Below are 12,273 nucleotides of genomic sequence, written 5' to 3' on the forward strand. Positions count from 1 at the left end.
GATTTCAAATTAAAATCACAATACTTTTTTTAGCTTTAATATATAATTCTCCAATGTTGAATCATCAGCATCTAATAATTCAAAATGATTAAAATTATTAGATTGAATAAAATTAATCACCTGATCTTTTTTTAAACTAGGATGAATATTTATACCTTCGAATCTTATGTTTTTCATATAGACATAAAATTCATAATCAAACTCTTTTTCACCAAGATAAGTATTTGCTACTTTGCCTTTCCATTTAATGTCAAAAACACCAAATTCTGAAGTATCAAGAAAAGTTATTTCATTCTGTGCTAACGTATCATTTCCTAACATAGAAATACCAAAAGCTAATTTTTCAGTATCATCAAAATCAATTGGTAAAGGATCAACAATAAAAACCTTATTATTGATTGATTTAAAATCAAAATTATCTATCTCATTAATTTTAATTCCTTTATTATTCCAATATGTACTTGATATAATACAATGATCATAATTAATCCATAATTGTTTTTCAGCATTTTCCTCAGAAATATCGTCTATTTCTTCAAGATCATCTTTATATTCTTCTTCCTCGTCATATCGATCAGATTCCAAATGAAGATCCATCCATAAATCTAAATTTTCATCCAAATGTGCATTCCAAACAAAATCAACTATTTTATGACCATTTACAAAAGGACTATTAGATATATATATTTTATTGTTATCTCTACTCATAAAAAATTTGACTTATTTGATGAATTTACGGCGATTATTCTATTCTACAAAACTTTAATTAATATTGATTAATTACTATTATTGTTTTATTTTTAAGCAAAAGAACAAATATAAATCCACTTTTGAAAAAAACATTTATATTTTATCAAAAAAAACCACTCTATCGTTATCTGAATATAGATTTACACTAAAAAAATTCAATACAATTAAGATTATCTTTATCTTGCGATTAATTGAGTTTTAAATAAAGAAATATATTATAATGAAAGAAGTTGTTATCGTATCTGCTGTTCGCACAGCAATAGGATCATTTTTAGGTAGTTTATCTACTATTCCTGCAACTGATTTAGGAGCAACAGCAATAAAAGGAGCTATAAATAAAATAAACTTAGATCCTTCATTAATTGATGAAGTCTATATGGGGAATGTATTACAAGCTGGAGAAGGACAGGCTCCTGCAAAACAAGCTATGTTGAAAGCTGGACTTCCAAATACAATACCTGCAACAACTATAAATAAAGTATGTGCATCTGGTATGAAAGCAGTTATGTTTGCTACACAAGCCATACTTCTTGGAGATGCAGAGATTGTTATTGCAGGAGGTATGGAAAATATGTCTATGGTTCCATTTTATTCTCCAAATGCAAGAACTGGAAATAAATTCGGCAATACTACATTATTAGATGGAATTGTAAATGATGGTTTACAAGATTACTATAGCAAAGAAATGATGGGTGCATTTGGAGATTCATGTGCAAAAGAATTTTCAATATCTAGAGAAGAACAAGATGATTTTGCTATAAATTCGTATAAAAAATCAGCTAAAGCTTGGACTTCAGGAAAATTTGAAAATGAAATTGTACCTGTAGAAATTCCTCAAAGAAAAGGTAATCCAATCATTTTTAAAGAAGACGAAGAATATAAAAATGTAAATTTTGATAAAGTTCCTAGTTTAAGAGCAGTTTTCTCTAAAGAAGGTACTGTAACTGCTGCAAACGCTTCAACAATAAATGATGGTGCTTCAGCAATTATTTTAATGTCATTAGACAAAGCAAATGAGCTTGGCTTAAAACCATTAGCTAAAATTATTTCTTATGCTGATGCATCACAAGAACCTTCTAAGTTTACTACAAGCCCTGCTAAAGCAGTAGAAAAATTATTAAATAAAACAAATTTCACTACTAATAACGTTGATTTTTGGGAATTTAACGAAGCCTTTTCTGTTGTTGGAATTGCAAATACAAAATTATTAAATATCGATTCAAACAAAGTAAATGTAAATGGAGGTGCTGTATCTCTTGGTCATCCACTAGGTAACTCTGGATCTAGAATATTAGTTACATTATTAAATGTTTTAGAGCAAAACAATGGTAAAATTGGTTGTGCTGCTATTTGTAATGGTGGTGGTGGAGCATCAGCAATACTTATTGAAAAAATCTAATTCACAACAATTTAGAGTCAATAAAGCTTAGATTAATTATTAAAATTATTAAAAACATCTCACAATATTACAATAGGCTTAAAAACCTTTTTTATATTTGTAAGATTGAACAAACACTTTTGTATGGAATATTTAGAATTTGAACAACCTATCAAAGATTTGGAAGAACAGTTAAAAAGCTGTCAAATCGTCGGAGAAGGAAGCGGAGTTAATATCAAACAAGCTTGTGTTGAAATTGAAATTGCAATTGAAAATAAAAAGAAGGAAATCTATGGAAAATTAACTCCATGGCAACGTGTACAATTATCTCGTCATCCTTCTCGTCCTTATACTCTAGATTATGCGTATGCAATTACGGATAACACATTTATAGAAATCCACGGAGATAGAACTTATGCTGATGATAAAGCAATGGTTGGTGGAATGGGAAAAATCAATGGTCAAACTTTTATGATTATTGGTCAGCAAAAAGGTAAAAACACTAAGGAAAGACAATATCGTCGCTTTGGAATGTCTAATCCTGATGGATATAGAAAAGCTTATAGATTAATGAAATTAGCCGAAAAGTTTAATATTCCAATTTTAACGCTAGTAGATACTCCTGGTGCATATCCTGGTTTAGAAGCTGAAGAACGCGGACAAGGTGAAGCTATCGCTAAAAACATTTATGAAATGTTGAAATTAACTGTTCCAATTATTACAGTTGTAATTGGTGAAGGTGCATCTGGTGGAGCTTTAGGAATTGGTGTTGGTAACAAAGTATTTATGTTAGAAAATACATGGTATTCTGTAATATCTCCTGAAAACTGTTCTACAATTTTATGGAGAAGTTGGGATTACAAAGAACAAGCTGCTTCACAAATGAAACTAACTGGTCCTGATATGTTAGAATTAGGTTTAATAGAGGATATTATTCTTGAACCACTTGGTGGAGCACATTACAAACCTGAAGTAGCTTATATAAACTTAAAAAATAAAGTTTGGGATACATATAATGAATTGAAAAAATTATCTCCAAAAGAATTACAAAAACAAAGACAAGATCGTTTTATTAACTTTGGAGAGTATTCTGGATAAAATAATACAATAGGGTATATAATTTAATATACGAAAAATTAACGAGATATACAATTAGTTATATCTCGTTTTTTTATTTAATTTTGTTCCTCTTATGGAACAAGCAAATTATAATCCCGAAATACCAGCTAACAAGCGAAATGTCATCGGTTTAGAGAAAGGTAAACTTCCTCCACAAGCTGTTGATTTAGAGCAAGCTGTACTTGGTGCTATGATGATTGATAAAAAAGGATTGGATGAAGTTATAGATATATTAACTCCACAAGTTTTTTATCGACCAGAGCATCAAGCGATTTATGCTGTCATTCAAAAACTTTTTAACGATTCAGAACCAATTGATTTATTAACTGTTGCAAATGAATTAAAAAGTGAAGGCAAATTAGATCGTGTAGGAGGTGATTATTACTTGATTCAATTAACACAAAAAGTTTCTTCTTCTGCCCATGTAGAATACTATGCTCGTGTTATACAAGAGAAATATATTTTAAGAAGACTCATTGAAATTTCAAATCAAGTAATTGAAAAATCATATGATGATACTGCTGATGTATTCGATTTATTAGATTACTCAGAAAGTAAATTATTTGAGATTACAGAAGGTGGAATAAAAAGAAGTTACTCTGAAGCTAGAGACTTAGTTACAGAAGCTATCGATAAAATTAAAGCTCAGTCTACAAAAGAAGGAATGTCAGGTCTTTCATCTGGATTTACTGAAATTGATAAAATTACATCTGGTTGGCAAGAATCAGATTTAATTATATTAGCTGCTCGTCCAGGTATGGGAAAAACAGCTTTCATTTTATCTATGGCAAAAAATATGACTGTTGATAAAAATATTCCTGTTGCTGTTTTCTCATTAGAGATGTCATCTGTCCAACTTATTACTCGTATGATTTCAGGTGAAACAGGAATTTCGGGTGAAAAATTACGTAAAGCAAAATTAGCAGATCACGAATGGAAACAATTGTATACAAAAGTAAAGGGATTAGAAAATGCTCCTTTATATATTGATGATACTCCTGCCCTTTCTATTTTTGACTTAAGAGCTAAAGCTCGTCGATTAGTTTCTCAACATGGAGTAAAAATGATCTTAATTGATTACTTACAATTGATGACAGCTGGAGGAAAAGCAAATGGAAATCGTGAGCAAGAAATTTCCATGATTTCACGTTCATTAAAAGCTATTGCAAAAGAATTAAGTATTCCTGTTATTGCTTTATCTCAGCTTTCTCGTTCTGTTGAAACACGTGGGGGGAGTAAACGTCCATTGCTATCTGATTTACGTGAGTCTGGAGCCATAGAACAAGATGCTGATATTGTTTCATTTATTTATAGACCTGAATATTATAAACTCGAATATTGGGATGACGAAAGTGAACCTTGTGCTGGACAAGCTGAATTTATTATAGCTAAACACCGTAATGGAGCTTTAGAAAACGTTCGTTTACGTTTTATTAATGAACAAGCTAAATTTACAGATTTAGAAACATCTTTTGGTGGAGATTTCGAGATTCAAAGCTCTATGAACGATGGTAGTCAATCTCAAGAAATGGGAAGCTCTATGAATTTAGAAGCTATAAATCCTACTGATGCTTTTGGTGATTTCGGAAGTGAATTTACAAGTTCTATGAACAATGATGATGATAACCTTCCATTTTAATTTTTAATAAACACTCTAATTATAGCTATATTTTTATATTGGTTGAAAATTTGATTGTTTAAATAATTAATTTAAAAATAAGAATCATGCATTTCAAACCTTTAAAATATTTTTTTTCTATTATTAGTAGTTTTATTTTATTTTCATGCAGTAGTTACTCTACTAAAAGTGTCGAATTTTCGAAAGCATCTGAAAAAAATGAACTTCATATTAAAAAAGTAAATAATTTTAGATCAATTGGTTCTATTAAAAATAAAGATGGTCGAATATTAAAAGATAGTATTTTTTATCGTAGTGGTGATCTACATCAATTAAAAGAATCTAAAAAAATTACTGAATTAAAAATTAATAATATCATTGATTTAAGAACAAATAATGAAGTTTCTAAAAAACATGACGTATTAATTCCTAATATAACTATACATTATTACCCAGCATTTGATGATAAAGAAGATCAAATGAATCAAGCCAAAAAATTAGTTCTAAAGGGTAAAGTAAATGTAAATGATGCAAACGATAGAATGATAAAATTCTATAAAGAATATCCTACAGAAAACACTCAGGTAATTAAAGCTATCATTACAGAATTATTAGATTCTGATTCTCCTATTTTATTTCACTGTACAGCGGGTAAAGATAGAACTGGCATAATAGGTGCTATTATCATGAAAATTTTAAAATTTGATGATCAAACTATTTTCCAAGAATATTTATTATCAAATAATCTAAGAAAAAAAATAATCTTAAAGAGATTAAATAAAGCTAAAAATTTACATTTTTTATTTCCTAAAATGGATCTTGGTGTATTAGAAAAGTTAAGTTGGGTTGAAAGCTCTTATTTAAAAGCTTCATTTGATGAAATTAATTCAAAATATGGCTCTATAGATAATTATATAAACACTATTTTAGAAATCTCTGAAGATAAAAGAAAAGATTATATCGAAAAATACACTTATTAATCTATTTTTATATAGTAATCCTTAATAAAAATTAGTAATTTGTGAATGACTGAATAATTACTATTTTTTTCATGGGAGAACACTTACCAACACTTATTACCGATTTAGGGCTCATTCTTTGCGTAGGAGCTGTAACAACACTTATTTTTAAACGTATAAATCAACCTCTTGTTTTAGGTTATATTATAGCTGGATTCTTAGTTAGTCCACATTTTTCCTTTATACCATCTATTGCAGATGAGCATAATGTTGAAATATGGGCTAAAATTGGAGTTATATTTCTTTTATTTAGTTTAGGATTAGAATTTAGTTTCAAAAAATTACTCAACGTTGGTGGATCTGCATCCATCACTGCTATAGTAGAAATATTTTGTATTGTAACTGTTGGTTATTTTGCTGGTAGATTTATGAATTGGTCTACTATGGATAGTGTTTTTCTTGGAGGAATTTTAGCCAGTTCATCAACAACTATTATAATTAGGGCTTTTGACGAATTAGGTCTAAAAAGAAAAAAATTCGCTAAAGTTGTTTTCGGAATTTTAATTGTAGAAGATATTGTGGTCATTTTACTGATGGTAATGCTTTCTACGATGGCTGTTAGTCAACATTTTAACGGTGGAGAAATGGTAGTTTCTTTCATAAAACTTGGGTTCTTTTTAGCAGTATGGTTTATTGGAGGTATTTTTATTATTCCAACTTTTTTACGCTCTATAAAAAATTATCTAGATGATGAAACTTTACTTGTAATATCTGTTGGTTTATGTTTAGGAATGGTATATATTGCTGATAGTGCAGGTTTTTCTATAGAATTAGGAGCTTTTGTTATGGGATCTATTTTAGCAGAAACTGTTTACGCTGAAAAAATTGAACATAATTTTGAATCTGTAAAAAATCTATTTGCAACAATTTTCTTCATTTCTATTGGAATGATGATTGATCCTGTTTCTATGTATGAACATAAATGGACAATTTTAATTGTTACATTAATAACAATCTTAGGTAAATTATTATTTACAGCAATTGGAGCAATAATTTCTGGTCAACCACTCAAACAATCTGTACAGGTTGGTATGAGCATGGCTCAAATTGGTGAATTTGCTTTCATTGTAGCTGGTTTAGGATTATCACTTGGTGTAACAAGTGATTTCTTATTTCCTGTAGCAATTGGAGTTTCTGCAATAACTACTTTTACTACTCCTTATTTAATAAAATCTTCTGAAGTAGTTTACAACATATTAATCAAAATTTTACCCCAAAAAGTAATTAAGGGTATAGAATCATATTCATCTGATACACAAAGAATACATGATGATAATAAATGGAAAAAAATAATAATTCAAACTATATCAACTATCTCTATAAATAGCGTTATCATTATTGCTATTACATTAATTGTAGAAAATTATTTTTTACCATTCTTAATGACATGGTTTACTGGCTTCGGAGGAAGTATTATTTCTCTTGTAATAACTTTTATTCTTTGTATTCCATTTATATGGGCTATTATTGGAAGTAAACCTAAAAAAGAAATTATTAATGAATTTTGGGATGAATCAATATACAACAGAGCTCCTTTAATTGCTATTATAAGTATTCGACTTACTTTGGTTGTATTTTGTGTTATTTTTATCTACAATCAATTCTTTTCAAGTAAAATTGCATCATTAATTCTTGCTCTTGTATTATTGATTACAATGTACTATTTATCAAAATATTTTAATCAATTCTATAATTATATTCAAACTAAATTCATCTTTAATTTAAACGAAAGAGAAATTATTCAGAAAAAAAATGAAGAGAAAAAAAAGAAAGAAAAGTTTCAATATACTTGGGATAACACACATATATCTGATATGATTGTTCCTCAAAATGCAAATTTTATCGGTGTTCCTTTAGGTGATTTAGATTGGCGAACAAAATTTCACATTAATATTGCCTACATTAAAAGAGGTGATAGAATATTACAAACTCCTAATTCTGAATCTGCTTTATATCCATTCGATAAAATTGGTATTATTGGAAATGATGAACAATTACAAAAATTTGAAAGATATTTACAAATTATTGGTGAAACACCTCCTGAAGATAATGAAATTAAAAACACAGACAATTTTACATTACAAAAAGTGGTTGTCCCTAAAGATTCCTCTATTTTAGAAAATAAAACGGTTGGAGATATAAAAGATGATTCTAAAGCAATTGTTGTTTCTATAGAACGTGATGGTAAATTTATTCAAAATCCTGATCGAAATGCAGAAATTAAATTAGGTGATTATCTAACAATTGTTGCTGATAAAAAAAGTTTAAAATCATTAATACAAAAGTATGAATTAAAATAAACGAAGTATTTTTGTAGTAATGCTTCGCAAAATTATTCATATAGATATGGATGCATTTTATGCATCTGTAGAACAACGAGATTTTCCTGAATTAAAAGGTAAATGTATTGCTGTAGGGGGAAGTGAAGAAAGAGGTGTTATTGCTACTGCAAGTTATGAAGCCAGAAAATATGGTGTTGGCTCTGCAATGTCATCCATTGTTGCTAAAAGAAAATGTCCTCAATTGATTTTTGTTAAACCTAGATTCGAAGTTTATAAAGAGGTATCAAATCAAATACGTCAAATATTTTTAGAATATACTGATTTAGTAGAACCATTATCATTAGATGAAGCATATTTAGATGTTACTAATAATCATAAAAACATACATATTGCTACAGAAATTGCAATAGAAATAAAAAACAAAATCAAACAAACAACAGATTTAACAGCTTCTGCTGGTGTTTCTTATAATAAGTTTTTAGCTAAGATAGCTTCTGATTATAATAAACCCAATGGAATATTTGTAATTACACCTAAAATAGCTTCAGAATTTATAGAGCAATTACCTATAAAAAAATTTCATGGGATTGGTAAAGTAACTGCCGAGCGTATGCAAATGATGGGAATACACAATGGCTCTGATTTAAAAAAATTAGAAATTGATAAATTACAACGTGAATTTGGTAAATCGGGTCTTTACTATTATAATATTGTTCGTGGAATTGATAACAGAGAGGTAAATCCTACTAGAATAAGAAAATCTTCCGGTTCCGAAACAACTTTTAATAAAGATTTATCAACTTTAGAAGAACTACAGATTGGATTATTTCCACTTATAGAAGATGTATGGAAATGGTCCTCTAAAACAAATATATTTGGTAGAACTATTACAATCAAAATAAAATATAATGACTTTTCTTTAACGACTAAAAGTAAATCCGCTTCATTTATAATAAAAAACAAAAACTTATTTGAACAGTTATGTTATGAATTATTAGCAGAAAGTTATAGTGAATATAAACCTGTTCGTTTACTTGGTGTTGCTATATCTAATCTAGAAAATAATAATAAATTTGGAACTCAATTAGAAATTCCTTTTAAGGAAGATTTTTTCTAATCCCAACGATTCCAACGAATATAAGAAGGTTTAGAAAAATTGAAATCCATCATGTCGAAATCTCTATTATCAATAGAATTTGTTTTAAATATATTATTTCCTTGTCCTGGAATATTAGGATAAAACGAGAATGAAAAACGTATATTATTAAATACAAAATAATCATTTGTAAACATAACTCCAAGTGTAAATCGAGAATATACTGGATTATTATTTAATATAAATTTACTGTTATTACCTATCGCTGAAAACATAGCATTAAAAAACGGAGAAACACGAAATCCTAAAAACTGATAAGGAGTATAAGTCTGTACTTGATATTCTAACATTAATTTTTGCTGTCCTATTAAACCTCTATCTGATCTAAAACCTGCCATTCCTAGATAATCATCTTGGTGTAGAGATAATTCATCAGCAGGTGAATCCAATCTATTATGCCCCAACAAATAATTAAGCTTACCAAAATTACGAATTTTCCATTTTCCTATCGTCATCAGCTTTGCCATGTACTGTAATTCTATAGAAAGTGTTTGCTGTTCAAAAGCACTTTTATTAAAGAAACCTCCATATTCAATATTTATTCCATAGAATCCAGATCTTAAAAAACCTCCCATAGAAGCTTTTGTTCCTAAATAATATCTATTCTCATTACGAATTCTTTGATAACTAGATATTACTCCAAAAGATTTACCTACAGCAATATCTTCATCAATATTATAATTATAAATAAATCTAGTTTTTACATATCTACGTGATGATATCCCTATCCCTAACATATAATTTGTTTGATTAGAAAAGAAATCTATAGGATCATTCTGCTCAATAGGTTTTTCGTCATAATTTCTTCTATAAAATCGTGTCGAAACTATAAAATTAGTGATATTACTTGTCGATTTATTTTTGTCTATTCTAAATGCTCTTGCTAGCCAATAATCTTGAAAATCATATTTAAAATTATTCATCTCAAGTTTTTCTTTTTTAAAGTCTAATGAATCTTGAAAATATATCTGTCCAACAGATATACCTCCTGCATAATGTGCTAAGGGTGAATAAAAAGGTCGAACAAAATTAATAGACTTATTATAATAATCGTCTTCGTTTTTAAAATAATGTATATTTCCTTGAATTCGACTTTTCCCTATATTAGGTACAGTATAGTTAAATTGATAAAGAGATTTACCTGAACTATAATTATGTCTATATCTATTATCAAGAACATGTCCCAATCCTAAAATATTTCTTTCTCTAATTCTTATTCCTGCCCTAGAGCTAGATACTGTTCCTGTTACAAACATACTCCAAGAATCTATAGAATTAACATATAAATCTACAGAATCTTTTCCTACTAATTGTGCATCAATCTCTACTTTACGAATAGATCTATTTGTACGTATTAAACGTTCAGATTCATATACTTTTACCGAATCATATTTTTGTCCTTCTTTAAATAAGACATTTTGTTTTAGTACAAATTTTTTAGACTTTAGATGTAATGTATTACCTGCTCTTTCTACCCATTTGGTTGGCCGTTTTGTAGTATCTGTGAGTGAATATCCAAAAGGATCTTGAGTTTTATAATATATATTTCTAATAATTTTTCCTTCATATAACTTTTCATTTCTATTGTCAACTTGTAAAGGGAAATTATTTTTTCGTTTATTCTTAAATAAAAGTTTATTATAAAAATTTTTAAACTTTGTTGGTTTTTTATTTTCAACTTTTACTGTATCGATAGTTATACGATCATTCTCTACTTGTGCAAATAGAGAATTCGATATAAATAAAAATATACCTAAAAATAATGATATTAATAAACGTTTCTTAATCACGTTCGAATTTATAAAAGTCTTGTTGCTTTTACAAATCTTATTTTCCAATAGTTTTCATCAAGAGATGAAATCATGACTCCTTTTGAAGTTGAGGAATGTATAAAATTTATAGTTCCATTATTATTTATACTCTCTACTATACCTACATGTGAAATAGAATTACCTGAAGTATTAAAAAAAATTAAATCTCCAATTCTTACATTTTCTATATCAATACTTCTTCCAGAATTCGCTTGATCTCTAGATACACGAGGCATTTCGATATTTACATCCATGAAACTAAGATATACCAATCCAGAACAATCTAATCCAGTATTTGTTGTTCCTCCAAATTTATAAGGTGTACCCATATACGATTTAGCTGTTCTTAAAAGTCTATTGGCATCTTTAGATACAGATACATTAGAATTTTTTGAATGATAATTTACTGATGAGCTATTCTTAGAATTATTTGAATAAGTTTTATGATAATTAGTCTTTTTATAAGAAGTTACTTTTTTACTACTTCCACAAGAAAATAAAAATGTACTGCTTATGACTATTAATAATAATATGTAAACAATTTTTTTCATTTTTCAAGATTAATTTTAGATATATAAACCTAACGAATTTTAAAATTAAATATTACCTTTCATTACGTCAATTAACAATTGTTTGGCTCTTAATAAACGTACTTTAACATTCGCTAAAGATAAATTAAGTTCATCTGCTATCTCTTTATACGTTTTATCCTCTATAAAACGTAGTTCGATAATTTTTTGATAAGGTTCTTTTAGTTTATCAATTGCTTCTGTAAGCTTATCATTATCTTGCTTTAAAATTAAATATTCCTCAGGCGAAGGTTGATCTTCTAAAATATTAAGAAGATGAGTTTCATCATACATAGAAACATTTAATTTTGGAGATTTTCTAATATGATCTATCATTGTATTATGTGCAATAGAAATAACCCAAGTTGTAAAATCAAAATCTTGATTATATAATTTTAATTTAGCAAATACTTTAGTAAAAGTTTCTATTGTTATATCCTCAGCCTCTTCTTCATTTTTTATTTTTCCCCATACATAACCATAAACTTTATTCCATAATAGTTCAATAACTGCATTTTGGGCATTTCTTTTTCCTTTTTTTGCTTCTAATATTATGTTATCTAAAGTCATT

10 protein-coding genes are annotated in these 12,273 nt (G+C 27.9%); 6 read left to right on the top strand and 4 right to left on the bottom strand.

Translation table 11 applies throughout. From position 1 onward, the window contains the following. Window positions 1-15 precede the first annotated feature (15 nt). The gene (locus RT575_RS08950; RefSeq protein ID WP_313580286.1) at window positions 16-708 is read right to left on the bottom strand and encodes a hypothetical protein; all 693 of its coding nucleotides are present in this window, start codon (window positions 706-708) and stop codon (window positions 16-18) included. Between the two features lie 262 nt (window positions 709-970). Between RT575_RS08950 and RT575_RS08955 the strand changes: the two genes are divergently transcribed. The 6 genes from RT575_RS08955 (at window position 971) to dinB (ending at window position 9,283) form a co-directional block, all read left to right on the top strand. Continuing rightward, window positions 971-2,149, top strand: a complete 1,179-nt coding sequence (locus RT575_RS08955) for a thiolase family protein (protein ID WP_313580287.1) — start codon at window positions 971-973, stop codon at window positions 2,147-2,149. A gap of 123 nt (window positions 2,150-2,272) precedes the next feature. Then, window positions 2,273-3,226, top strand: a complete 954-nt coding sequence (locus RT575_RS08960; protein WP_313580289.1) for an acetyl-CoA carboxylase carboxyltransferase subunit alpha — start codon at window positions 2,273-2,275, stop codon at window positions 3,224-3,226. 94 nt (window positions 3,227-3,320) lie between these two features. Beyond that, window positions 3,321-4,886, top strand: coding sequence for a replicative DNA helicase (dnaB, locus tag RT575_RS08965; RefSeq protein WP_313386302.1), 1,566 nt, complete (start codon window positions 3,321-3,323; stop codon window positions 4,884-4,886). Window positions 4,887-4,972: 86 nt separating this feature from the next. Beyond that, window positions 4,973-5,845: a tyrosine-protein phosphatase gene (locus tag RT575_RS08970; protein ID WP_313580291.1), complete on the top strand. Its 873-nt coding sequence runs from the start codon at window positions 4,973-4,975 to the stop codon at window positions 5,843-5,845. Between the two features lie 71 nt (window positions 5,846-5,916). Continuing rightward, entirely contained in the window at window positions 5,917-8,184 is a 2,268-nt protein-coding gene (locus tag RT575_RS08975; protein ID WP_313580293.1) for a cation:proton antiporter, read from the top strand. A 19-nt stretch (window positions 8,185-8,203) separates the two neighbouring features. Then, on the top strand, window positions 8,204-9,283 hold the full coding sequence (dinB, locus tag RT575_RS08980; RefSeq protein WP_313386305.1) for a DNA polymerase IV: 1,080 nt from the start codon (window positions 8,204-8,206) through the stop codon (window positions 9,281-9,283). Here dinB and RT575_RS08985 read toward each other — a convergent pair. From RT575_RS08985 to RT575_RS08995, 3 genes are read right to left on the bottom strand one after another with little or no spacing between them, the layout of a single operon-like run. Beyond that, window positions 9,280-11,112, bottom strand: coding sequence for a hypothetical protein (locus tag RT575_RS08985; RefSeq protein WP_313580295.1), 1,833 nt, complete (start codon window positions 11,110-11,112; stop codon window positions 9,280-9,282). The two genes, dinB and RT575_RS08985, sit on opposite strands and share 4 nt — an antisense overlap. An 8-nt stretch (window positions 11,113-11,120) precedes the next feature. Next, on the bottom strand, window positions 11,121-11,684 hold the full coding sequence (locus RT575_RS08990) for a C40 family peptidase (RefSeq protein ID WP_313386307.1): 564 nt from the start codon (window positions 11,682-11,684) through the stop codon (window positions 11,121-11,123). Window positions 11,685-11,729: 45 nt separating this feature from the next. Continuing rightward, window positions 11,730-12,272 carry an RNA polymerase sigma factor gene (locus RT575_RS08995; protein ID WP_313580297.1) on the bottom strand — a complete coding sequence of 181 codons (543 nt, stop codon included), beginning with the start codon at window positions 12,270-12,272 and terminating at the stop codon, window positions 11,730-11,732. Between the last annotated feature and the right edge of the window lies 1 nt (window position 12,273).

It is taken from the genome of Chishuiella sp., assembly GCF_032109125.1.
Classification (GTDB): Bacteria; Bacteroidota; Bacteroidia; order Flavobacteriales; family Weeksellaceae; genus Empedobacter.